This window comes from Mycobacterium basiliense (assembly GCF_900292015.1).
Lineage (GTDB): Bacteria > Actinomycetota > Actinomycetes > Mycobacteriales > Mycobacteriaceae > Mycobacterium > Mycobacterium basiliense.
Genome location: NZ_LR130759.1, coordinates 5,572,502 through 5,596,655, shown reverse-complemented (window position 1 = coordinate 5,596,655; position 24,154 = coordinate 5,572,502). Strand labels below are relative to the sequence as shown.

The window sequence follows — 24,154 nt, the reverse complement described above, 5'->3', positions numbered from 1 at the left end:
ACGGGCGGTCCGTAGCCCGCGCTAGCCGGTGTCCAATACGGTCGCGTCGGCGTCCAGGTAACCCAGCAGGCGCACCAGACGGGACCGCCCACGAGCGCAGCGACTCTTGACGGTGCCCGCTGCCACCCCCAGCATCCGCGCGGTGTCGGCGATCGAATACCCCTGCATATCGACGGCGACCACCGCGGCCCGTTGCTCTACCGGAAGCCGCATCAATGCTCGCTGTACCACCATCGCCGTCTCCACCTGAGCCGTTTGGTCGGGAACCGAATACACATCTTCGAGCGCGGTGGTCGGCCGCGACTTGGCGCGACGCAACCGGTCCAGGCAGGCATTGACGACGATGCGGTGTAACCAACTACTGACCGCGGCGTCATACCGAAACGAGGCGGCACCGCGGTGCGCGGACAGCATGGCCTCTTGCAGCGCGTCCTCGGCGTCTTCTGGGGTTTGGCTGGTTAGCCGGGCCAGCCGGTACAGCTGCCGCCGATGACGGCGGAACAGCTGCTCGAAGGCCAATCCGTCACCGGCGACAAAGGCTCTCAGCAGCTCGGCGTCAGTGCGTTCCCGTCCACCCGCAAGATCCACCGCCGGACAGTAACCCCTCGGTGGCCGTCGGGCACTTCACCCGCGGGCGGCCGTCCCCGAACTCAGGACGCGGCGCGAACTGTGATTTCCGAGATGGCGGCGCGGCTCTTGCCGTCGGTGGTTCCCAGCGTCGAAATCCACACCAGCAGGTTCGATGTCGGTGTGGAGGTATTGACCGCGATGGTGTTGTGACCGGGCTTGACCGTGGTGGCCGGCGCTAGCACGGTCGTGTCGCTCAGCTTCGCCGGATTGGCAGTTGGCGAGGAACGAATCTCCACTTTGGTGTCGGTGCTCGAAACGTCGATGGTGACCGTGCCGACCACGGTGGGTTGCGGCAGCTGGAGCATCAAGCCGACACCGTTTTTGAATGAGGGGAATGGAACGGCATCGGAATAGGTGTCGGTTTCCCATGAGGTGCTGGGATTGCCGTCGATGGCCAAGTCGGCTTGGCTCGGGTTGTCGGCTTCGCCGTCGGGGGAGAAGACGGTGGCCTTGGTGGGTTTGACGACGCTGCCCGACGGCGCCGAGCTCATTTCCCCCGACGTCGATGAGGTGGGCGTGTTCAGGCCAAGCTGGTCCCGGTTGAGGCCGGCCCCGACGTTGCCGAAGATCTTGTTGACGACCGAGACCAAAACCAGCAAGGCCACCAAGAGGATGGCCGCGCCGGCACCGATACCGATCAGCAGGTTGCGCCGGCGGCGGGGGAGGGCCGCTGCGTCCGGTGCCGTCGAACGCCGCGGGGGGAGTGGGGCAGGTTCGATCGGGCCGAGTACCTCGGTGCGGTCGGCCACCGCAGTGGCCTGCTGCAGCAAGTTCAACAGCGTTGATGCACTGCGTATCCCGCCATCTTCCTGGACCGACCGAACCGCGACTGCAGAAATCTGGAAGGGGACGTCACTGTCCACAGCGCTGGGTTCGACGGGATTGCCGGACGCATCACGTTCGGCCGGTGCCAGCCCGCTGCGCACACCAGACTCCCGCAGCGGCCACCGGTTGACCAACAGCGCATACAGGGCGGCACCGATACCTCGAATGTCGTCTTGCGGGTTGGCGTCTGGCATGGTCGCCGGATAGGCGAGCACCACGTCACCCTCGATGCTGACACGCACGCGGCTGGGGTGGTCGATTGACAGGGCCACCCCAGCGCGGTGGGCGGCATCGGCAGCTGCGGCCAGCGACTGCATCGCGCGGATCGCCCCAACGGGCGACGGCGCGGTTTCCGCGACCTCTTGCAGCGAACCGCCTCGGATCCACTCGGCGACCACCAGCCCGCCCGACGAGGTGTGAAGCACGTCGAGCACCCTGGCGATACCAGGTTTGTCGATCCGGCTCAGCCGCAAGGTACGGGCCAGGATGTCCTGCATCACCTCTTCGGGAAGCGCGCCGTCCGGATCGACGAAGGTCAATGCCACCTGCCGGTCCAGCGCGGTGTCCAGCGCCTGCCAGAACTGCAGCGGTGGTGCACCTCCGTGGAAGACGAGCAGACGGTAGCGGCCGTTGGCGATGCGAGCGCCCGGCACCAGTTTGATGTCGTCTTGCGGTGGCGGGTCTGCGGGGCGCTCTCGCGGCGCGTCGAACGGGATCGGCCCACGGGTTTCACTGACGGAATCGCCGTTGAACTGATCGGATGTGGGTCTCGCCGCGCCGCGGCCCCGATCGAAATCGGCGGGGATGTCGGGTTGGAAGTCGTCGGCAACAGGCCGCGGCAGATCGGTGTCTGACGCGGAATTGGATGAGGCGGCACTATCCGAGGAGCGGTCGGTCACCTCCGGTCCTTTCCCTATCCCGGTTCTGCCCACCGGAGGTCTGCGCCGGATCGGTTCCAAGACCGCACTTCCCCCCGGCGGGGACGAGTTTCTTTGCTCAGGGTACGTGACGGCGCTTGTGCCAGACGATTCATCTGGCACAGTCACCTTGCTCGGCACGGGTTTGCCGGGCTGTTTGTGCCACCGCCTCCGGACCGCAGCCAGTGCTGCCTGCGCTTCGGGGACCTGTGCACCGAGCACCACCGCGGCCAGGATCGGCAGCATGATCAGCGCCAATATCACCAGGCGCAGCAGCGAACCAATCCCGCCGGCATGGGTGGTCAATTGGTTGAGCCCCAGCAGCCGATCCACCACGTAGGCAAATAGGCCAGCCACCAACGAGGCGGCGGTGGTCACCAGGATGGTGTGTACTTCGCGGGCGCCGATCAGCTGGCCACCATCGGGCCGTAGCGCCCGGCGCAGCAGGTAGTAGCCGACTAGGGCACCGGCCAGAAATCCCAGGCCGTTGGCCAGCCCCAAGTAGCCGGCGACCAACTCACGGTCGCTGGTGACATGCGGTGCTGCCAGCGAAGCGATGATCTTGACGCCGGTGATGACGACTATGACCACGATCGGCGTCCAGGGCTGTTCGCGGGCGTAGAACACCCGCAGCTGCAACAGCACCAGGGCGTAGGGGATCAGGGTGAAGGCGGAGAGCGCGATCGCAGCGCCCAAGTACCCGGCGTCGACTTGGCCGAAGTTGCCGTAGGCAAACAGTGCGGTACCCATCGCCGAGCCGCCGACGGTCATAAACGCCACCATCGGGATCAGCGTGATCATGGTTAACCGGGTAGCCAATGAAAGGTCGGCGAGGACGGCGGGGAGGTCGTCGGCGGCGGCGTTGCGACTCAGCCGCGGCATCACCACAGTCAACACCGTCACGCCGATCATCCCGAATGGCAGCATCAGCACCAGCCAGGTGTAGTTGTAGATCGCCGGACCAGAAGCCGCGGCCGTGCTGGCAATTTGGTTGCCCACTATCAATCCGAGCTGACTGATCAGCACGTAGAGCACCATGGCTGCGGCCATGGTCCCGAAGCGCTTGAGCCGCTGATCGACTCCCCACAGCGGGCGCAGGCTGATGTGCTCGCGCCCGATGGCGACCAGCAGCACCGCGGTCTGGGTGAACACTCCCAAGGTGGTACCGACGCCGAGAATGAGCAGCTTGGCATTGCCCATCTTGACCGGGTCGACCGACAGCTCACCCGGGGCGGCTAGATACACCAGCAACGTTGCGATCGCGACGACGTTGTTGACGACGGGCGCCCAGGCGGGCGGGCCGAATACGTTGCGAGTGTTCAGGATTGCCATAAACACCGACGACAGACCATAGGCGAGTACCTGGGGCAGGAGAAGGTAGGCGAAGGCGGTGGTCAGGGGCTGGTTGACTTGCGGGCTACGACCTAGCATCAACCGGACCAGCAGGGGCGCCGCCAAGACCGACAAGGTGGTGGCGAGCACTAGCAGCGTGGTCGCCAAAGTCACCAATCGGCGTACGAACGCGGCACCCCCGTCGGGGTCGTCCTGCTCGGCACGGGCCAATACGGGCACGAATATCGCCGTGAACGTCGCCTCGAGTACTAGCGCCGCAACCAGGTTTGGTAGCTGATTGGCCACCGAGAAGGAGCTGGACAGCGCGGCACCCAGGATTGCGGCCAGCAGCACGATCCGGGCAAAACCGGTGAGCCGGCTGATCAGCGTCGCGAATGCCATTCCCCACGACCGGGATACCAGTGCGGCATCGGTCAATTCAGGCCGTCTGCGTGGTGGGCCCTGCACCGGTAATGCTGCGGCCCCCACCTCTTGGGGTGAGAGTTGAAGACGGTGTCGTCTTGGCGATTGCGGTGGCTGTGGCTGCGGCCCCGCTTGCACATGCCGCGGAGCCGATTTCATACGCGGTGCTCTTCATCGACCCGATGGTCGATCGCACGACGCTGCTCGCGGTGCCTGGCCGGGGGCGGGTCGGGGCGATCCAAGTCGGCGCGGTCGGGCTGGCCACGGAATCGGTGCCAAAGACGGCGCCCGGCGAGGGTGACTAACACCGCGGCCGCGGTGAGCGTGATCGCGAACAAGACCTTGCCGTAGGCGTTGGAGTGCACCGACAGGCGCACCGGCTCACCCAGCGTCATCCCGTCGGGAGTCTTGAGCGCAACGTCGATGGCAACCCGCTGGGTGAACTTGACTTCGATCGGTACCCGTAGCGGCAGGTACCCCGGTGGCAGTTCGATCTCACCGACGTCAGTGACGGTCATGCCGGGTGGCGCATCGACCTGCAACTTGACCCGGATCGGTACGGCCAGGCCATTGTGTAGGGCTAGCGGAAGGGGGCTGTGTTCGGTGGCCAGGGTGTAGGAGCCGCCCGGATTGACGATCGTCACGGCACCGAAGAAGTCGTTGATCGTGTGGCCGACGACCGTGAGCCGCTGCTGGGCCAGACCGTTGCGCGTGTCGGGTGGCACCGATTGGCTCAGCGCGCGCAGCATGTCCTCGCGTAGTGGCGCGGTGTACTGCACGCCGGTGAGTCCGGTGCGGTCATCGGTGGCCAGCGCCGAGGTTAGCTTCCACAGTCGGCCAACCTGGTCGGCTATCTGTGCGGTGATGTCGTCGTTGAATCGGCCACGCGTGGAGCCGTAGGCGCCCGGAGGCTCCGGGGGCTCGTTGTGGGCCGCCGCCTCGGCAAGCAGCGCCGGCAGCGGGCGGGGTACCGCCAGGCCGGAGTGAATGGTGGTGGCCAGCGCCGTCAGGATCAACTGCGCATCATCGCCCCGCAGGTTCCACATGGTCGGCGGCATGAGGATTTGGGTGCGTGGCGCTGCCTCTGGTGACACGCTGCGCCACAGCATGGCACCTAGCGCGTCCTGACGGCGCGCGGTGACCGAGTCATGGGTGATGTGAACCGACAACGCGGGATCCAGATAGGTGGGAACGATCGGGTTGCTACCTGCCGCGGCTAGGGCGGCACCGACCGCCGGATCAAACGGCGCCGCGACTACCTGAGGGGACAATCGCCGGGGGGCGATGTCGGCGTTGGCCCGGGCAGCGTCGGCCGCGTCGTGCGCAGAAAAGTCGGCGGCCGCAATCGCGACCATCCCTTGCTCGCCGCTGAGCAAGTTGACGACGCGGCTGGTTAGCGGGCCGTCGGGCAGCAGGGTCGCCCCCCGGACGGAATCGACGTCGAGAATTCGATCGACAATATCGGCGGGGCTGATGACGGCGATCCGGCTGAGGGCGGGATCGTTGACACGCTGTAGGGCGTCCAGGTCGGCTTGTGCGTATGGGAGGGGCACCACGCAGGTCCGGTGGGACAGCGCCCGCAGCCGGTCCAGCCAGATGGACGCGGCAGCCTGACCCGTCCCCGGGTGCGTCGTGGTGCCGGGCAATTGGGCGGGGCCATCCGGGGAGTCGGACACCACGTAGCCGCCGGTCATTGCGTTGACCGTGACCAGCAGGTCCGGGTCGACTGCCAGACACAGCGAGCGGGTGACAGCGCCCTCCGGGTCGACGTCGCGGCTGGTGGCGAGCTCGGCCGCGGCGAGCAGGGTATCGAGCCGTCCGCCGCTGGCAAGTGAGTTCGCCAGGTCGTCGTCGATTAGCCGAACCGGAATGGTTCCGCCGGGAACGCCGGGCGCCAATCTGGGGCGATCGGCCAACGGCCACAGCATGGTGATCCAGACGGGCTTGTTTGTTTCCGGCGCGACGGCGGAATCGAAGTCGGCCGTACGGTCGGGTGGAACACCCACGACGGGCAGCAGGAATCGTGCATTGTCCAGCCGAGCGGGTGCGCCGTAATCGGGTGTCCCGTTGACATTGACCAGGACCGGGAAGATCCCCGGTTCGTCGATGGCTAGCGACGGCTTGGTCAGCGAGCGCAGCGGGGCAGACAGGGTAAAGCCGACCCCTTGCCCGCGCTCGAGTTCGGGCGCGACCGTCAGGAAATCTGCGGCTGGATGGTATTGGTCGGTGCTGCCGTCGAGCGAGGTGCGTAGCGTGGCCGACGAGGTGACCGCCGCGGCGTGTTCGAGCCGAACCATCACGTCACGAACCGGGCGGTCCCCAATGTTGGTCACCATGCCGCTGACAGTGACGACGGGGTCGCTGGTGGTGGTGACAACATCGGGGGTCACCTGATCGATCCGGACTTGCACGAACGGCGTCGCACTTGGCTCGCCCGCTGTCGCGCGTGGCGCGGCTGCGGGAGCGGTCAGCGCCACCGCGAAACCGGCCACTATTCCGATCACCGCGGCGAAGCGCCACATCTCGGCCCATGGGAGTCGCAACGCGGTCACGGCCCGGGCCCGTGGCCGTTCTTCCGGGGTCCGTCGGCATGACGGGTGCGCGAGTGTGTTTGCGGGCGTCGTCGAGGGGAGCTAGGAGGCAGCGGCGGGAGCGCGGCCGGACCGTCGCTTTGCAGCTTGTCGATCAGCTCGTCGGCGACTTCGGCCAGCCGACGTTCGTCGGCGTAGGCCAGCCGGGCTGGCAGTTCCCGGATCGGTACCCAGGCCACCTCGGCGACCTCAAGATCGTCGTCGGAGAGCTCGCCGCCCAGAAAGCGCATTAAGTAGTGATGGACGGTCTTGTGCACGCGGCGGCCATCGGTGACGAACCAGTAGTCGATACGCCCGAGCGCGGCAAGCACACCGCCCCGGATGCCGGTCTCCTCGGCGACCTCGCGGATCGCGGTCTGTTCGGCTGTCTCGCCCATCTCGATGTGGCCTTTGGGCAAAGACCACAGCATGCGTCCTCGTCGGTCGATCCGACCGATCAACGCCGCCACCTGCGCCTCACGCGGTCCGTCAATACCGTCGATGACCAGCCCTCCGGCAGAGGTCTCGTGTACGGTGCGCAGACGGTCTGGCCGGCCGCGCCTTGGCAACCGCGATCGGCGGCCCTTGATTGTTGCCGGCGTCGAAGCGGCGTCCGCGGTTGACTGGGCACCCGTATCGTTCTCGTCCGAACCCGCAGCGCCACGTCTGCGGCGCCGGCCCCGGCGTCGACGCGGTTTGCGTTGTTCGTCCTCCGACACCCAAGCGATATTAGCTGGCACGGGCCGGTCGCCAGGATGTACTCGCCGTCCGGGAGCCCACCGAGGGTTGGGGGCCTGATTGCGCGACCGCGGATAGGCGGGGTCGATGCGAGCGGGACGGAGCCCGCTGAGTCACTCTAGCCGCATTCGCCACATTGGCCTCTCGGTCGGTGGGCACACGTTGTGCCCGCCTCTGAGCGACAACCACGCGGCCACGGAGTTTGTCGCTGCGAGGTGGGCACAACAGACAGTGGCCGCGTCAGGGGCCAATGTGGCGGGTGTGACAACACAGTGGCGGGGGTGGGTGGGTGGCCCGCCGTCTCGGCTCGCCTCGTCGCCCGAGTGGTCCCGATTTGTCGGGCTTCTCACCGGGCCGTCACGGCTCGCCTCGTCGCCCGACTAGGCTGATCGAACGTGCCAGAAGCTGTCCAGGACGCCGAACTGCTGACCGCGGCCGCGGTCGCCCTCAATCGGCACGCTGCCATCCTTCGTGAACTCGGATCGGCGTTCACCGGTTCGGGCCACGAGCTGTACCTGGTCGGCGGCTCGGTCCGGGACGCGCTGCTGGGTCGGCTGAAGTCTCCCGACCTCGACTTCACCACCGATGCCCGGCCGGATCAGGTGCAGAAGATCGTGCGGCCATGGGCCGATGCGGTGTGGGATACCGGTATCGAGTTTGGCACGATCGGGGTCGGCAAGGACGACTATCGCCTCGAGATAACGACGTTCCGCGCCGACAGCTACGATCAGGTCTCGCGGCATCCGGAGGTACGTTTCGGCGACCGCCTCGACGAGGACCTCGTGCGCCGTGATTTCACCGTCAACGCGATGGCCGTGCGCGTCACGCCGAATGGTCCGGGTGAGTTCCTCGACCCGCTCGGTGGTTTGGCAGCGCTGCGAGATCGGACGCTCGACACCCCGGCACCTCCAGAGGTGTCCTTCGGCGACGATCCGTTGCGGATGCTGCGCGCCGCGCGATTTGTTTCGCAACTGGGCTTCAGCGTCGCCCCGCGGGTGCGGGCCGCGATCGAACAGATGGCTCCGCAGCTCGCCCGGATCAGCGCCGAGCGGGTGGCCGCGGAACTGGACAAGCTGCTACTCGGTGACGATCCAGTGGCCGGCATCGACCTGATGGTGCAGACCGGAATGGGTGAAGTGGTGCTACCCGAGATCGGCGGCATGCAGATGGCCATCGACGAACACCACCAACACAAGGACGTTTACCAGCATTCGTTGACAGTGCTGCGACAGGCGATCGCGTTGGAGGATGACGGCCCGGATCTGGTCCTGCGCTGGGCAGCGCTGCTGCATGACATCGGCAAGCCGGCCACTCGGCGGCATGAACCCAACGGCGGCGTGAGCTTTCATCACCATGAGGTGGTGGGCGCCAAGATGGTGCGCAAACGGATGCGGGCGCTCAAGTACTCCAAGCAGATGATCGACGACACTTCGCAGCTGGTTTATCTGCATCTGCGGTTCCACGGCTACGGCGACGGGAAGTGGACCGATTCGGCGGTGCGCCGCTACGTCACCGATGCCGGACCGCTGCTGCCCCGACTACACAAGTTGGTCCGTGCCGACTGCACGACCCGCAACCAACGACGAGCGGCCCGACTGCGTGCCAGCTACGACCGGCTTGAAGAGCGCATCGCCGAGCTGGCCGCCCAAGAAGATCTCGACCGGGTTCGGCCGGACTTGGACGGCAACCAGATCATGAAGCTGCTCAACATTCCCGCCGGACCTCAAGTCGGCGAGGCGTGGCGCTATCTCAAAGAGCTACGGCTGGACCGTGGGCCATTGACCGCTGAGGAAGCAACTGCGGAGTTGCAGTCCTGGTGGGAATCACGGGGGAACCGCTAGCGAAGACCTCGCGTCGGAACTGTCATGGAGTATTGCCTTGGCGGTGACGACGAAGCGGCGGCCATCTGGAATCGTCCGCCCGATCTGGACCTAGATGGTGACGGCCGGCTCGACGCGATTGGCCTGGATCTCGACGGGGACGGATTGCGCGACGACGCGCTGGCGGACTTCGACGGCGACGGGATCGCCGACCATGCTGTCCTCGACCTCGACAACGACGGTACCCCGGAAGCCTTTTTCACCGATGACGGATCCGGAACGTGGGCGGTAGCCGGTGGGCAGCTGCGCTGGTATGGGCTCGACGGAGCCGAACACACGGGCGGTCCCTTGGTCGATTTCGACGGGCACGGTCGCCCCGATGACCGGCTATTCGACGTCGACGGCAACGGGGTTGCCGACCGGGTGCTGTGCGCCGGCGAGCAAGGCATGACCGGCTATGTCGATACCGATGGCGATGGGCATTGGGACGTGCGGCTCACCGATGCCGACGGAGACGGAACTGCCGACGGGGCCAGCGCACTGTGAGTCATCGGAGTACCGCGGTCTGTGCTTTCGGCCGTGAGCCGTCGGGTAATGCACTTGGGGGTGAATTGACCGCCTGGGGTGTGCCTCGTTAGCGTGGCCAGCACGATGAGAGCGGCGCCAAGGGTCCGGTGCTCGTCGCACGGCGGGCTATCGACGCCTTGATCGAGAAAAGAGCTAGCGATGTTTGTCGACACCGGACTGCTGCACTTGGGGGGCAACGAGTCTCACCGCGCCGGTGGGCACGCACAAGATGGCGCCGATCACCTGTCCCGAGGGCCGCTGATGTCGGGGATGTTCGGCGACTTCGCTGTTGCCGATGCGTTTCACGACGCGGTTCATTCGGCGCATGCCCAACACATGCATAGCTTGCAGGCCCATCAGGAAGCTCTTACGGCAGTCGGAAGTAATGCCCACCTAGCCGCCAAGGGATTCACCACCATGGATGCGCGCAATGCCGCTGATATGCGCGCGGTGCGATCGAGTTCCGCTACATAAGCTGCCCGCACCTGATCGCCGAGGCTGGCGCTGATCCGTAGGGCATTTCACCATGTTTCCGGTGTAGGACGTTGTCCGGAAACGCTTTTCAGGATGCATGTTGCCGATCTGCGACGCCATCGAATCATGGGAACGGCGATGCTAAATCCACTGCATGCCAACTCAAGTCACTAAGTCGGCGGCGCAGGGTGAATTGTGGATGTCGCGGAGGACCGCTAGGTTGCCGCCATGAGTGCTGACGACATAGTGCGGGTAGATGCGGTGGGTATGCGGGGTTTTGCCGGATCGCTTCGTGGTGTGGCCGAGCATCTTGCGGGTCGACTCGCCGAACTCGACGGTCAGGTTGGTGACATGTTGGGCGGGTGGCACGGGGTGTCGGGGAGTGCATTCGGCTCGGCGTGGGAGTTGTGGCACCGCGGTGCCGATGAGGTGCAGCTGGGCTATCCGTACTGGCGTCGTCGATAGGTCAAGCGGGCGTGGGCTACCAGATCAACGAGACGGCATCGGCACACGCGTTATGCGAGCTCGGCCATGGCTGAGCCGTTTCGGGTCGACCCCTCCGCGTTGGCCCACGCGGTGGAGCGGATGGCCGAGTTTGGTCGCCATGCCGAGAGCCTGATTGCTGAAATCGAGTCTCTGGTAAGCAACTTGCACGTAACGTGGACGGGCGAAGGTGCGGCGGCCCATGCGGAGGCCCATCGGCATTGGGCCACAAGTGAAGCGATGATGCGCGAAGCGTTGGCTCAGTTGCGGGTTGCCGGTCGCGGCGCGCATGCCAACTACACCGGTGCGATGTCGATGAATTAGAGCATGTGGTCTTGAGCTAATGGCGCCGCTGGCCGTGGATCCCGCGGCCCTCGACGGTGCGCGGTGGTGGCTGCCGGTGAGGGTTTGGAATCGGTGATCGCGTCGTTGACCACTGCCGCTAGCCGGCTGCTCTGGAATGGCCGGCGATGATTCGGTCGGCGCGGCATGGCGTGCGGGCACCGGCACACAACTATTCGCAGGCCGAGGCGATGTCGGATGTCAGGCGGCGGGCCGGAGCGCTACACGTGCCTGCGTTGAGCAATTGTGTTGTGGCAGGTCCGTCCCCGTCGGCGGTCGCGGCCAGCGAGAGTGCCCCGCCTGCAAAATGGCAAACGAACACAGGATTTCACAACGCCCCTGCAGCGGGCCAGCCGGGAAATGGTGGCAGGGTGGGAAAGTCTGAGCGGGGATGCACGCCGTTGCTCAGAAATAGCCGGCGCTCCAAAGGATCTGGCGCCTTCTCGATGCAGGACTGGGCATCGGCTCGCCGCGTGGGCCACTCCGGCAACTCGGTCGTCCGAGTTGGATAGGCGTCGCTGGTGATGGTGCCGTCTATTCGCCAGCCTCCGAAGACATCGTCGACTGGTGCTGGTGCGGTTCCCTTCTGCGCCGCCGACGGCGATGCCGTACCACCTTGTGGGGCGGTCATCGACACCCATTGCATACCAATACCGGTCGACGGCGCGGTGTATGCCATGTCGTGCATCCAGCCGTAATTCCCGTGGCCTAGGTCGAGCGCTGTGGTGTAGGTCCAGGCGCACACCAACGCGGTCACCTGCCGATCGGCCTCGTTGACCCACAGGATGTGATAGCCGCGGGTGCCCACGACCGGGACGTGTATGGGGTGCAGGGTGTCCGGCCAGCGTTGGCGGGTGCTGTGTGGGTGGCCCTCGGATGCATTAGGTGGTACCGCGCGGGCGAATCCCGGATACACATAGGCGATGTCGCCGCTAAAGGCCGCTAGATACATTGATTCGATGTAGGCGCGGATCACAACGGCCGACCCGGCGAGTAGATCGATGCCCGGCTCGGCGCCCCACACGGCTCGCACATCGGCCAGCATTCCCGTCGAAGGGAGCTTCGCCGGTGATATGCGCGACTGGGGACCGGGCGCGGAACCGCAGCCCGCCAACAGTCCGACCAGCAGCACGCTGCACGCCACGGTGAGTGCGGGACGGCATCGTCTGTGCTTCATACCGCTGTTCCTACGGGTTGGGTATTTGGACTACGTCGTTGTAATGGCTTTGCATATGCGGAATCACGGTTCCGTCCCCCAGTGCGCTCTGCACCGCATCCTTGAGCTGTTGGTTGTAGTCGTAGTTGGTGAAGTTTCCATTGATGAGCCTGTATTCGTCGTACGTTGCGATTCGCAGCGGACTGCTCGGGTCGCCGGGAACCGTGTGCACGAAGAACTCGTGTCGCAAGCCATTGACCGGGGCGCGGTTGGCGATCAGCCCGTTGAGAACTTGAGAGTACGCGATGCTGTCCGGCATGTTCGCCAAGACCTCCGATGTTGTCATGGCCGTTGGTGGTGCACCGATAATGTCTTGCTGCAACGCATTTCCGGCCATGGTCACACCCGGGCCGGCGAGCTTGCCCACAATGTTGTATGGCGGTGGCAGCGCACCGCCCGCGATGCCTGCGCCGGTGCTGAGTCCCTTGACGACGGAGCCATACGCCGACTGCTTGCGTGCGTAGGCCTCGGCTGCCAGTTGATCACCGTTGAGCCCCTGGGCGTGCGCGGCATTGTTGACTCCGCAGTCGATCAACGCCTTCAAGGTGGCGGCTTGCTGCAAATCGGCGTCGCGGGCGACCGCGCCGGGCGTATGGTTGACCACCGCTGCGGCGTAGTCGTTTTGGTTCTGCATGATCTGCCGCATCGCGGCTCCGTTGAAGATATCGGAGGCGTCCTTGTCGGTGCTGAGCACAGAGAAAATGCCCTTTGCGACAGGCAGCCTCGTCTCCACGTCCTGGTTCAGATCCGGAGTGTGAAAGTACGGCGACAAATCATTGCTGTCGCCGGCGATGTTGGCGACATAGGGCGCCAGGCCTTTGGCGAAGTCCTGCACCAACTTCGGGTTCATTTGGCCGAGGGTTTGATGTCCCGGCAGATCCAGCAGTTCGTGGGAGCGCTGTCCGAGGTAAGCGGCATAGGTTTGCGCGGTCTGGCCGGCGATCACGGCTTCTGGCCCGGTGGCATCTTGCGTCCAGCCGAACAACGACCCGGCGGCGGCACCGTCGTCTGTCCACGGATGGTGGGTGACGTTCAACATGAAGTCACCGCTGGCCGCGTCGCACCGGCCAAGTTCGTTGACCATCCAGCTGACGGCGCCATGGTCTCGCCCGGCCGCCCAAAACACGGCTTCGACCGTTGGGTCAAAGGTGTTGCGGGACCAGTCGAACGAGCCCATGATTTCCGCGCCCTTGTGCAGCAAGTTTTGGTCCAGCGGTGTGTTGTGCTGTAGTACCGGGTTGCCGTTCTTGACGATGTCGGCCACTACCTTCGTCTGGTCGGCAAAGATGATGTCGGGCGCGCTCAATGTCCGCTGCACGCTTTCGGGCAGCTGGGCGAACCCGCCTTGCAGCTTTTCCGACCCTTCCTTGGCGCCAACGCTCAACGGGGTCTTGGGGAACGTGATCGTGGGTGTGCTCATCAACTGCCAGGAGTCGGCAATGACATGTCGTTGGTCGTCGAGGCGCTCTTCGGCAGCCTTCAGATCCTCGATCGACATGCCATGCTGTTGCGCCTGCGTCTGGCTCAACACCGACGCCTGTTCGGGCGTCAGCGGTACCTTGCCCGCCCGCTGGTCGGCGGTGATCGAATCCAGCACCGCCGCCACCCGGGCAGCTGCCCCCTTGTCGCCGGCCAAGGCCCTGTGCACATCTTCTTCGGCCTGCTGTGGAGTCTCGGGAGTATGACCGTCGAGACCGGCAACCAGTGTCGTGTCGTACCCGTCGGCGTGCAGATTGGACTCGACCTGCTGCAATCTTCCGGCGTAGTCGTCGCGGATACGTTCGAGATCGCTCAACGCGGCTTCGGTCTTGTCGATGGCCTCTTGCTCACAACCGGTGATGTACTCCTCGAGCAGGTCGCGTTCGAGCCGGGTGAGGCTCGGGTCCTGCTCGAGCTGAAGGGCCTCGTCGAGTTGATCATCGATGCTTTGCAGCTCACCCTCGAGCGCGGCAATCGCTGAGTTGCCCGAACGCTGTGCCTCCGCCAGGGTGGCCGCGACGTTTTGTAGGTCGATGGCAATTTTGGGTAACTGCGCCGCTTGCAGACCCAGCGTGTTGACGGTGCGCTGTACCTCGGCGGAGTCGTTGATCGGATTTTCACCGCTTTCGTGGTTCCAGGATTTCTCGAAACGCTCGCGGGCCTGTCGGAACGCGGTCTCGGCCTCGGCCGTAGATTGCCCCGCGTCGTGAAACGCCTGCGCGAGATCGGAAATCTGTGCCGGTCGGCCGCTCTGCAGGGTGGCGTTGATCTTCCACGGATCGCCGCCGGCGAACATGATCAGCGCGGCCTGACTTATGTGTCGAAGGTGCACCGCACTACCCGTAACGCCCTATGCCGCGCGGTGCGGCCAGGTCCGCCGCCCATCCGTATCCCCCAATCAGAATCGACTGCAACGTTACTATCGCATAACGGCCGGTCAATTCAGCTTTCCGGGCAGGCGGCCAGGCCACAACGCTAGGTACGCGGCAATGACGGGGAGCACGAATGCCAGCACAATGATGGCGAGCCTGCTCGGGGTATGGAACCACAGCAGGCCCTCGTCGTAGGCCCCTACCGCGGCAAACCGGGACAGCATCCGCGCGGCGACCACCCACCCGATTCCGGTATGAACAAAAACAACGACGCATCCCCCGGCGAGCAATCTTGGGCCGAACGGGTTTCTGGCGCACACCAGCACCGCGCCGAGCAGGAGTGCGATCCCGGCAGCAGCAGACAATGCCGCCTCGGCATTGAGCCAGGCTACAAAGTGGTGGAACGGCCGCGTGTACTCCTCGAAGCCGTGACCGAGGGGCCCCAGAACCGCCCAGTAGAACGACGCGATTTGCAGCAACTCGGACGCGTTCCAAAGTTGGTACCCGCCGACGATTAGTGCGACGAAGCCGGCGGTGGTTGCGCTCGCGCGATTCCTGGAGCCAACTGCACCCACCCACCCGAGTGTGCCCCTTCTGATCGGCCTACGGCCGCCCGAAGATGCAACCATGGTGACTGGTCGGGCCGCCGCACCGGCAGTAATCTCGTCACCGTTGCGGCCCTTACTCAAGACGGCCCGGACAACAAGACGCGAGCGTCCTTGCTTACGGCTAGTCTGCGGTAGGCGAGCGAGCGTGTTCGCGCCCCTGAGGTGCTGCGTTCGCTGACCAGAAGGTACGGGGAGTGGTGGCTCAGGTGTTTGTTACCAGCCCGGGCGGTCTGCTGACAGCCGCGGGCCGATTTCGACACCACAGTGGGGGAATCGTTGGCTGATCCACTGATGGTGCAGACGCTTGCCGCGCTGTCGCGCGGTCACAGCTTGCTCTCCGGGAACGTCGTCGAGGCGCCACGGATCCACACGTTCGCCGACCGGACGTCGCAGGCGACGAATGTGGTGCGTCTTCCTGCCGGGCCTGCGGCCCGGTCACACGTTGCAGTGCAAGCGGTAGGCCGGGCCACCGGTACCGACCGGACCCTGGCGCGGCTGGTCGCCGTTGCCCAGGCCGATCACGCGCACGCGAGAATGGCCACGCGCGCAATCCTGCAGGCCGCCCACGCCGATCTGGCCGCCGCCGATACGCCCCTGGGCCGGCGCCAGCTGATGGTCCGGATGGCGGCCAGATTGCGCGCCCAGCAGCACCACATCGTGACGTCGCGATCACGGGCACGGCGCCTGGCGCTGCGGCTGCGGCGGCTACGGTACCTGTGGACCGCCCCACCACAGCGTTCTGCTATTGCGCCGACCGGACGGACAGCGGTGTTGGCGGCTATCCAAAAAGCGTTAGATATTAAGGGAATTCACGGTCCCGAGGCGCGTGCTCGGTGGACACGGGGCATGGATCTGGTAGCCCAACGGGAGTCGGGCTATAACGCCCATGCGGTGAATGGCTGGGATTCGAACGCGGCGCGGGACACGCCGAGCAAGGGCGCTTGGCAGTTCATCGCGCCGACGTTCGCCGCCTACCACCAGCCCGGAACGTCGTCCGACATCTACGATCTGGTAGCCCAGGCATGCGCCTTCATCAACTACGCGCGGGGCCATTATGGGGTTGCCGCTGATGCCTCGAATTTGGCCGAGCGGATTCAACAGGCCGATCCGCGCCGCGCGCCGAGAGGGTACTGAGCAATGCCATTGAGTTTGTCCAACCGGGACCAAAATTCCGGGCACCTGTTTTACAACCGGCGGCTGCGGGCGGCGACCACCCGCTTCTCGGTGCGAATGAAGCATGACGACCGCAAGCAGACCGCCGCGCTGGTGCTCTCGATGGTGTTGGTGGCCATCGGCGGGGGATGGATGATTTTGCTCAATGTCCTCAAGCCCACCGGAGTGGTGGGCGAGTCAGCGATCATCGGTGACCGTGATTCCGGAGCGATCTACGCACGCATCGATGGGCGGTTATATCCGACGCTGAACTTGACGTCTGCGCGACTGGCGACCGGCATCGCGGGGCAGCCAACGTGGGTAAAACCGGCCGAGATTGCCAAGTATCCGACGGGGCCGCTGGTCGGCATTCCAGGCGCGCCCGCGGCCATGCCGGTGAATTGGGGAGCAATATCGGCGTGGTCGGTATGCGATACGGCGGGACGCCCACGAAGCGGGGACAAGCCGGTAGTCACTTCGATTGCGGGCCAGCTCACTGGTGGCGGTCGCGCTACGCAGATGCGCGACGATGCGGGTCTGCTAGTCAGCTTTGAAGGCAGCAGCTACGTCATCTGGGGTGGTAAACGCTCACAGATCGATCGGACCAATCGAGCGGTCACCTTGAGTTTGGGACTCGACCCCGGCGTGACGTCGCCAGTAGAGATATCCCGGGCGCTCTTCGACGGATTGCCTGCCACGGAGCCGCTGCGCGTGCCGGAGGTACCAGAGGCCGGCACCGCGTCGAAGTGGGTGCCTGGATCGCAGGTGGGTTCGGTGCTGCAGGTCCAAACCGCCGGCGGGGGAAGCAAGTTCTACGTTCTGCTCGCAGACGGAGTGCAAAAGATCAACAGTTTTGTAGCCGATCTGCTGCGTAGCGCCAACTCCTACGGCTCCACCGCGCCGCGGGTGGTGAGTCCCGACGTGCTCGTCAACACCCCTGACGTGAACTCGTTGCCGGTCGACTACTACCCAACGGGACGGTTGAACTTCATTGATTCGGCTGCCAACCCGACTACCTGCGTGGCCTGGGAGAAGGCGTCGACGGATCCGCAGGCCCGTGTCGGGGTCTACAACGGACGCGGTCTACCGGTCCCCGCCTCGATGGACAACCGGATCGTGCGGCTGGTCCGTGACGACCGAGCTCCGGAATCGGTGGTAGCCAACCAGGTGCTGGTGTTACCGGGCGCGGCGAACTTCGTAACGTCGACCAGCGGTGTAATCACCTCGGAATCGCGCGAATCGTTGTTCTGGGTGTCCGACAACGGAGTGCGGTACGGGATCGCTACCGACGAGCCAACACTGCGGGCGCTCGGGCTCGATCCGGCCACGGCGGTGCAGGCGCCGTGGCCACTGTTGCGGACCTTTGCCGCGGGGCCGGCGTTGTCGCGGGAAGCGGCACTCTTGGCGCGCGACACCGTGCCGACCCTTGGACAGGTGGCCATCGTGACGACAGCGAAAGCTGGAGGCTAGAAAATGTCCAAAAAGTCGTTTCCCATCAACCGGGTCAGGATCGAATCGCCGAAGCCGGTCCGGGTGGCGCCGAATGCTCCGATAGCCCTACCGGAACGCGAACCACGCAACATCTGGGTAATGATCGGCGTACCGGCCTTGATCGTGGCGCTGATCGGCACCATCGTCATGCTCTACGTATCGGGCGTGCGCAGCCTTTCGACCGGCTTCTTCCCGCTCATGGGAATCGGTGCCTTCAGCATGTTGGCGTTCTCCGGGAGGTTCGGCCGCGCCCGCAAGATCACCTGGGGCGAAATGGAAAGAGGTCGCCGGCGCTATCTTCGCGACCTTGACAGCAACCGCGACGAAATCCAGACGGCGGTGTGTGCGCAGCGTGAATGGCAGAACGCGGTGCACGCCGACCCCCAGGGGTTGGGCGCGATTATCGGGGGTCCGCGGATGTGGGAACGTGGCCGCACCGATCCGGACTTCTTGGAGGTTCGGGTCGGGACGGGCGTGCAGCACGCACCGGATTCGGTGCTGTCGGTGACTTGGCCGGACATCGCCTCGGACGAGGAACTGGAGCCGGTAACCGGGCAGGCATTACGCGACTTCATCTTGGAGCAGCGCAAGATTCGCGATATCGCCAAGGTGGTGAATCTGCGATCGGCCCCGGGTTTCAGCTTCGTGGGCGAGGACTTGGATCGCATGCGGTCGTTGATGCGTTCGGTGCTGTGCTCGCTGGCGGTTTTTCACAACCCGCGCGACGTGAAGTTGATGGTGGTCACCCGTAACCCCGAGGTGTGGTCATGGATGGTGTGGCTTCCGCATAACCTCCACGACGAACTATTCGATGCGTGCGGCTGGCGCAGGCTGATCTTCGCCACGCCCGAGGAGCTGGAAGACACTCTGGGTGCCGAGTTGCACATGAAGGGAAAGCGCGGAGCGTGGACACCGAGGGCGGCGGCAAGCCCCACCTCGATGGGCTCCGCACTCGAGAGCGGGCCGGGCAGCGACGCCGTCGACCTTGGACCGCACCTGGTGATCGTCGACGACAACACCGGCAGCCCGGATGCCTGGGAAAGCGTGGTCGGCCAAGTAGGCAAGGCAGGCATCACGGTGCTGCGCATCGCATCGCGGGTGGGGACCGGCGTGGGTTTCAGCGCGGACCAAGTCTTTGAGATGACCGAACGGCACAGTGCGCCAAGCGGTTCGGTCAACGGTGTGATCAAAGCCGGCAGCAACGGCGGCGACCCCGAGCAGGACGACAGGCGCCCTGCACCACTACTGCGGGCCCGAAAAAAGTTCTTCGCTCATGCCGACCAGCTGTCCATCCACCGGGCTTACCGCTATGCACGGGCCATGGCGCGGTGGACACCGACCAGCCGCAGCGAGGTCGCTGATTCAGCCAGTGGCGCGGCCGAATTACTGCGCTCGCTAGGCATCAGCGACCCGCGCGAACTCGACGTCGATCGATTGTGGGCGGAGCGGCGCGGCCGCGGCGACGAGCGATGGTCGGAGATTCCCGTCGGCGCCAAGCCGAACGGCGAGCTGCAGAACATCATCATCCGCGCTAAGGACTTCGGCGGCTTCGGATTCCACTCGGTAGTCATCGGTACCAGTGGCTCTGGCAAGTCGGAGTTCTTCTTGTCCCTGGTCTACGGAATGGCGCTGACGCACTCACCGGAGGCGTTCAATGTCATCTTCGTCGACATGAAGTTCGAGTCGGCGGCCCAGGACATCCTGGGTATTCCGCATGTGGTGGCCGCGTTGTCCAACCTTGGTAAGGATGAGCGGCATCTGGCGGAGCGGATGCGCAGGGTCATCGACGGTGAGATCAAACAGCGCTACGAGCTGTTCAAATCGGTTGGCGCGCGAGATGCCAACGACTACGAAGAGATTCGGCTCGCCGGGCGAGACATACCACCCGTTCCGGTTCTGCTGGTCATCGTCGATGAGTATCTGGAACTGTTTGCCAATCATGAGAAGTGGATCAATCTGATCATCCACATCGGCCAGGAAGGTCGCGGCGCCAACGTCTTCTTTATGCTTGGCGGGCAGCGATTGGACCTGTCTTCGCTGCAAAAGGTCAAGTCCAACATTGCGTTTCGGGTCGCACTACGCGCCGAGTCTGGCGATGACAGCCGTGAGGTTATCGGCTCCGACGCGGCCTACCATCTGCCGTCGAAAGAGAACGGCTTCGCGCTACTCAAAGTGGGGCCACGTGATCTGGAGCCGTTCCGCTGCTTCTACCTATCCGCGCCATTTGTGGTGCCGAAGAAGAAGGAGGTGGCGCGGACTGTTGATATGACCTTGACCAAGCCGCGCCTGTACAACTGGCAGTATCAGCCACTGGATGCCGCGGACGCCGCAGCTTTGGAAGCCGCAGCGGCAGTGGATGCCGAACCAGACGAATTCCTTTATCACGACGATGGTTTCAAGAGGAAAAAGATCGTCGACGTGTTACGGGAGTCGTTGCGAAACGTGCCCCACCGATCGCCGCGCCGGCCCTGGTTACCACCGCTTGAGGACCCGCAGCCCATCGACGCACTGGTCGCCGGATACCGGGGCAAACCCTGGCACGTCGACTATGGTCAAAATTCCGGACTGATGTTTCCGGTCGGCATCATGGACATCCCCGAAGAATCCAAACAGCTTGTTTATGCGGTGGACGCGTTGCGCAGCAACATAATCGTGGTGGGAGCCAAACAGCGCGGTAAGACCACAACATTGATGACGCTGATGTGTTCGGCAGCTGCGATGTACAGCCCGGCGCGGGTGACATTCTTTTGCGTCGGTGGCGCGACTCTGGCGCAGGTAGGTTCGCTGCCGCACGTGACCGATATTGTTTCGCCCAAAGACGCCGAAGGTATCGAGCGCATCTTGAGCACCATGGATGCGCTCATCGACGCGCGAGAAGATGCGTTCCGACGAGCCAACATTGATCTCGACGGGTTCCGCGAGCGCCGGTTCGGACCGGGAAGCGACGGGCTTGGGGGCACCGACCCCAACGACCCGTTCGGGGATGTCTTTGTCGTGCTCGATGACTACGATGGGCTTTACTCCAAGGATAATCTCTTGGGAGATCGCATTATCGCGCTGAGCAGCCGTGGTCCCGAGTACGGCGTTCACGTGATGTGCAGTGCCGGCGGCTGGATTCACGGACAACGGCAGAGCTTGCTGCAGAACGTGACCGCGCGAATCCAGTTGCGGCTGGCTGACCCTACCGAGAGCCAGATGGGGCACTCGTCCATCGAATCGCGCGAAGCGGCCCGGCGCACCTTGAACGTGCCCGGCTTTGGGCTGACCGATTCCCTACATGAGCTGCGAGTCGGCTCGCCGGCGCTGAGCGATCCGGCGAGCGGAGCGTTGGCGAACACCGTCGACGTTGGCGCGCGGGTCGCGGAGGTCGCCGGAGTTACCAAACACGCGAGTCTGCAACGCCTGCCCCAGCGGGTGGAGTTGAAGGCGATCCTTGACTACGAGGCCGCCCACCCGAGCGGCGACGACTTGTCGATTGCGTTTGCGATCGGTGAGCGCCACGAGCTGGGTCCGGTTCCGCTCAAGCTGCGGGACAGCCCCGGTCTGATGATCTTGGGCAGGCAAGGCTGCGGGAAGACCTCGGCGCTGGTGGCTATCGGCGAAGCGGTGATGAGTCGATTCAGTCCAGAGGAGGCTCAGCTGACGTTGATTGACCCGAAAACCGCACCGCACGGCCTGCGGGATCTGCACGGCCCGGGTTATGTGCGCGCATATGCCTACGACCAGGACGAGATGGATGAGGTGATCACCGAGCTCGCGCAACAGGTTTTGCTGCCGCGGTTGCCTCCCAAGGGTCTGAGTCAGGAGGAGTTGCGCGCCCTCAAGCCGTGGCAGGGGTCGCGACATTTTGTGCTTATCGACGACGTGCAGGACTTGCGTCCGGAACAGAGCTATCCGCCTAAGCCGCCCGTGGGTGCGGCGCTGTGGAAGCTCATGGAACGTGCTCGACAGATCGGTTTGCATGTGTTCACCACACGCAATAGCGCGAACTGGGCCACAATGCCGATGGATCCTTGGATGAGGTTCCAAAACTCCGCAAAAGTGGCCCAGCTGTACATGGACAACGATCCACAGAACAGGATCAATCGGCTGGTTCGCGCTCAAACGCTACCGCCCGGACGCGGTCAGTTGGTCGGCGCCGATGGCGACGTCGAGGGGGTGTTGGTGGGGCTGCCGTCCAGCGCATCGGCCCAGTAGTTGCGCGGACCCGAGTTCGGCGATCGGGGGTTCGGCGGGGATCGGTATGGGCCAAGCGTTCGACGGGTGACTAAACATTGCGCGGCCGAATAGTTCGGCAATAACTGGTGTGATTGTTTTCGCGGCGGTGCACCAGCCCTTGCATGTAGGTGCCCCGAATGGAGCAATTTCCCAGCGCGCGGTATTTAGCATCAAGATCGGTAGGCAGACCGCATGCTATTAAACATTCGTAAAATATTTTTGTCGATTAGATGCGGCGCGGGCGCCTCGGCGGATCTCCTTGCTGGGCTTACGTCGCCGCAAATTCAACTTGGGCTCGAATTGCCGACGTTTCTTTGCGGAATTTGAGGATGCGGACCGTACGGGTTCGCCATTGTGAATACATGATTGCATCGCTCGCACTACACTGTTGCCTCAAGTACGTCTTATTGCGACAGCAGTCGGAGGGGAAAATGTGGTCTGTGCAGCCAGAAGGGGTTTTGGCGTCCGCAGCCGCCGAGTCGGCGATCAGTGCGGACACTGAGGCCGCGGCATCGGCCGCAGCGCCGGCCCTGCTCGGGACGACGCCGATGGGTGATGACGCCGACTCCGCGATGTTCTGCGCGGCGCTGAATGCCTGCGGCGGTAGCTACCTGGGGGTAGTGGCGGAGCACGCCGCGCAACGCGGACTGTTCGCCGGGGCGCAAGGTCTGGCGTCTGGCGTGTACGTGACCACTGAGGTGGCCCGCGCGGCAGCCGTGGGGACCTAGCGAAGGCTCACGTATGCCTGATCCAGGGTGGGCTGCGCGTACGCCCGAAGCCAACGACCTGCTGCTCAAGGCGGGTACCGGGGTGGCCACCATGTTGGCCAACCAGACAGCCTGGACAATGCTGGGTGCCACCCATCATGCCTCGGGTATCGCGTCGGCAATCAACACCGTCGCGACGGCGGCGAGCTGGCTTGGCGCGGGGTCGGCCGCGTCGGCGATGAATGTGACCATGCTCAACGCGACGTTGCACGGCTTGGCCGGTTGGGTCGACGTCAAACCCGCCGTGGTGTCGACGGCGATCGGGGCTTTTGAGACCGCCAATAGCGCCATGCGTCCGGCTCCCGAATGCATCGAGAACCGTGACGAGTGGGGCGTCGACAACGCAATCAACCCCAGCGTGCTTTGGACGTTGACCCCGCGAATCGTCTCCCTTGACGTGGAGTACTTCGGAGTGATGTGGCCGAACAACTCCGCGGTGGGCGCGACCTACGGGGCCACCCTTGCTGCGCTGGCGGAAAGCCTGGCGATTCCGCCGCCAATAGCGACCATGGGAGCATCGCCGGCAGCTGGGGCGGAGGCAGCATCGGCGATTGGCCAGGCGACCGCGGAGACCGCCGCCGGTGATGCTATGCGTGCTGCCTACCAGGGTGTCTCGACGAGTACCCAGGGAGCCAATCAGTCGGCATCGATGGGCCAAGACTTCGGCAGCCAGGCCAGCACCTTGATGCAGCCCGTGCAGTCGATGATGGGAGCCATCCCGCAGGCGCTGCAAGCTCCGGCGGGACTGATGCAGGCGCCGATGAGCGCGATGCAGCCACTGCAATCGATGATGGGCATGTTCGCCAACCCTGGCGCGCTGGGTATGGGAGGTGCGGCGCCGGGGGCCTCGGCGGCATCGGCTGCCGGTGGTATTTCCGCCGCAGCCAGCGAGGCGTCGATCGGGGCCGGCAGCGGGGGCGCTTCGCTCGGCGGCGCGGCCGTGCCCGCGACCAGTTTTACTCGCCCGGTGAGCGCTTTTGAATCCGGCACCAGCGGCCGACCGGTGGGGTTGCGGCCCAGCGGGGCATTGGGCGCCGAGGCCATGCGGGGGCCGACAACAACGGTCAGCGGCGCACCTGTCGGCGGGATGCCGGTGGCTCCCGCGGCGGCGGCGGCGCAGCGCGGATCCCACGGAAAGACCGAGCCGTCCGCTACCGTGCGGGTGATCGATGACCGGCTGTAATACCGGCCATAGCAAAGGTGAATCGACAGGTAGGAAAGGCAGCCATA

At 64.7% G+C, this 24,154-nt stretch carries 16 protein-coding genes and 2 pseudogenes; 11 read left to right on the top strand and 7 right to left on the bottom strand.

The genetic code is table 11. From position 1 onward, the window contains the following. Positions 1 to 21 precede the first annotated feature (21 nt). From sigM to MB901379_RS23770, 4 genes are all read right to left on the bottom strand, one after another. A complete protein-coding gene (gene sigM / locus MB901379_RS23785; RefSeq protein ID WP_158018834.1) occupies positions 22 to 588 on the bottom strand; it encodes an RNA polymerase sigma factor SigM in 567 nt (188 codons plus the stop codon). 62 nt (positions 589 to 650) lie between these two features. Next, positions 651 to 4,286 carry a lipid II flippase MurJ gene (locus MB901379_RS23780; protein WP_158018833.1) on the bottom strand — a complete coding sequence of 1,212 codons (3,636 nt, stop codon included), beginning with the start codon at positions 4,284 to 4,286 and terminating at the stop codon, positions 651 to 653. Then, positions 4,283 to 6,679: a hypothetical protein gene (locus MB901379_RS23775; RefSeq protein WP_158018832.1), complete on the bottom strand. Its 2,397-nt coding sequence runs from the start codon at positions 6,677 to 6,679 to the stop codon at positions 4,283 to 4,285. The genes MB901379_RS23780 and MB901379_RS23775 overlap by 4 nt, the downstream gene beginning before the upstream one ends. Then, positions 6,676 to 7,416 carry an NUDIX hydrolase gene (locus MB901379_RS23770; RefSeq protein ID WP_158018831.1) on the bottom strand — a complete coding sequence of 247 codons (741 nt, stop codon included), beginning with the start codon at positions 7,414 to 7,416 and terminating at the stop codon, positions 6,676 to 6,678. Before MB901379_RS23770 ends, MB901379_RS23775 begins: the two co-directional genes overlap by 4 nt. Positions 7,417 to 7,830: 414 nt before the next feature. On the opposite strand from MB901379_RS23770, the gene MB901379_RS23765 reads away from it, so the two are divergent. The 6 genes and pseudogenes from MB901379_RS23765 to MB901379_RS23740 form a co-directional block, all read left to right on the top strand. After that, on the top strand, positions 7,831 to 9,276 hold the full coding sequence (locus tag MB901379_RS23765; protein WP_158018830.1) for a CCA tRNA nucleotidyltransferase: 1,446 nt from the start codon (positions 7,831 to 7,833) through the stop codon (positions 9,274 to 9,276). Positions 9,277 to 9,300: 24 nt separating this feature from the next. Next, on the top strand, positions 9,301 to 9,801 hold the full coding sequence (locus MB901379_RS23760) for a pullulanase (RefSeq protein ID WP_158018829.1): 501 nt from the start codon (positions 9,301 to 9,303) through the stop codon (positions 9,799 to 9,801). Between the two features lie 180 nt (positions 9,802 to 9,981). Further along, positions 9,982 to 10,296, top strand: coding sequence for a DUF2563 family protein (locus MB901379_RS23755; protein WP_158018828.1), 315 nt, complete (start codon positions 9,982 to 9,984; stop codon positions 10,294 to 10,296). Positions 10,297 to 10,524: 228 nt separating this feature from the next. Further along, positions 10,525 to 10,835, top strand: a pseudogene (locus tag MB901379_RS23750) (WXG100 family type VII secretion target). Continuing rightward, entirely contained in the window at positions 10,828 to 11,103 is a 276-nt protein-coding gene (locus tag MB901379_RS23745) for a WXG100 family type VII secretion target (protein WP_158018827.1), read from the top strand. Before MB901379_RS23750 ends, MB901379_RS23745 begins: the two are co-directional and overlap by 8 nt. A gap of 19 nt (positions 11,104 to 11,122) precedes the next feature. Then, positions 11,123 to 11,420 (top strand): annotated as a pseudogene (locus MB901379_RS23740) (ADP-ribosyltransferse); the annotation flags it as partial. A gap of 29 nt (positions 11,421 to 11,449) precedes the next feature. Here the strand turns inward: MB901379_RS23740 and MB901379_RS23735 are convergent. The 3 genes from MB901379_RS23735 to MB901379_RS23725 form a co-directional block, all read right to left on the bottom strand. Continuing rightward, positions 11,450 to 12,298 carry a hypothetical protein gene (locus MB901379_RS23735; RefSeq protein ID WP_232021950.1) on the bottom strand — a complete coding sequence of 283 codons (849 nt, stop codon included), beginning with the start codon at positions 12,296 to 12,298 and terminating at the stop codon, positions 11,450 to 11,452. A gap of 10 nt (positions 12,299 to 12,308) precedes the next feature. After that, positions 12,309 to 14,648 (bottom strand): putative alpha/beta hydrolase, encoded by a 2,340-nt coding sequence (locus tag MB901379_RS23730; protein WP_158018826.1) that lies wholly within the window; start codon positions 14,646 to 14,648, stop codon positions 12,309 to 12,311. A gap of 105 nt (positions 14,649 to 14,753) precedes the next feature. Then, a complete protein-coding gene (locus tag MB901379_RS23725) occupies positions 14,754 to 15,263 on the bottom strand; it encodes a hypothetical protein (RefSeq protein WP_158018825.1) in 510 nt (169 codons plus the stop codon). A gap of 309 nt (positions 15,264 to 15,572) precedes the next feature. On the opposite strand from MB901379_RS23725, the gene MB901379_RS23720 reads away from it, so the two are divergent. The 5 genes from MB901379_RS23720 to MB901379_RS23700 all read left to right on the top strand — a co-directional run bounded on the left by MB901379_RS23720 (position 15,573) and on the right by MB901379_RS23700 (position 24,107). Next, complete coding sequence (locus MB901379_RS23720; protein ID WP_158018824.1) at positions 15,573 to 16,430, top strand: transglycosylase SLT domain-containing protein; 858 nt, start codon at positions 15,573 to 15,575, stop codon at positions 16,428 to 16,430. A gap of 3 nt (positions 16,431 to 16,433) precedes the next feature. Next, complete coding sequence (gene eccB / locus MB901379_RS23715) at positions 16,434 to 17,918, top strand: type VII secretion protein EccB (protein WP_158018823.1); 1,485 nt, start codon at positions 16,434 to 16,436, stop codon at positions 17,916 to 17,918. A gap of 3 nt (positions 17,919 to 17,921) precedes the next feature. Next, positions 17,922 to 22,136: a type VII secretion protein EccCa gene (gene eccCa, locus MB901379_RS23710; protein WP_158018822.1), complete on the top strand. Its 4,215-nt coding sequence runs from the start codon at positions 17,922 to 17,924 to the stop codon at positions 22,134 to 22,136. Between the two features lie 452 nt (positions 22,137 to 22,588). Then, the gene (locus tag MB901379_RS23705; RefSeq protein WP_158018821.1) at positions 22,589 to 22,885 is read left to right on the top strand and encodes a PE domain-containing protein; all 297 of its coding nucleotides are present in this window, start codon (positions 22,589 to 22,591) and stop codon (positions 22,883 to 22,885) included. A gap of 13 nt (positions 22,886 to 22,898) precedes the next feature. Then, positions 22,899 to 24,107, top strand: coding sequence for a PPE family protein (locus MB901379_RS23700; protein ID WP_158018820.1), 1,209 nt, complete (start codon positions 22,899 to 22,901; stop codon positions 24,105 to 24,107). The last annotated feature ends 47 nt before the right edge of the window (positions 24,108 to 24,154 follow it).

What these genes read in the sequence shown, in the direction of transcription:
- MB901379_RS23780 (WP_158018833.1), bottom strand. Translation starts at nt 4,286, where the DNA reads ATGAAATCGGCTCCGCGGCATGTGCAAGCGGGGCCGCAGCCACAGCCA.
- MB901379_RS23760 (WP_158018829.1), top strand. Translation starts at nt 9,301, where the DNA reads ATGGAGTATTGCCTTGGCGGTGACGACGAAGCGGCGGCCATCTGGAAT.
- MB901379_RS23755 (WP_158018828.1), top strand. Translation starts at nt 9,982, where the DNA reads ATGTTTGTCGACACCGGACTGCTGCACTTGGGGGGCAACGAGTCTCAC.
- MB901379_RS23745 (WP_158018827.1), top strand. Translation starts at nt 10,828, where the DNA reads ATGGCTGAGCCGTTTCGGGTCGACCCCTCCGCGTTGGCCCACGCGGTG.
- MB901379_RS23735 (WP_232021950.1), bottom strand. Translation starts at nt 12,298, where the DNA reads ATGAAGCACAGACGATGCCGTCCCGCACTCACCGTGGCGTGCAGCGTG.
- eccB (WP_158018823.1), top strand. Translation starts at nt 16,434, where the DNA reads ATGCCATTGAGTTTGTCCAACCGGGACCAAAATTCCGGGCACCTGTTT.
- eccCa (WP_158018822.1), top strand. Translation starts at nt 17,922, where the DNA reads ATGTCCAAAAAGTCGTTTCCCATCAACCGGGTCAGGATCGAATCGCCG.
- MB901379_RS23705 (WP_158018821.1), top strand. Translation starts at nt 22,589, where the DNA reads ATGTGGTCTGTGCAGCCAGAAGGGGTTTTGGCGTCCGCAGCCGCCGAG.
- MB901379_RS23700 (WP_158018820.1), top strand. Translation starts at nt 22,899, where the DNA reads ATGCCTGATCCAGGGTGGGCTGCGCGTACGCCCGAAGCCAACGACCTG.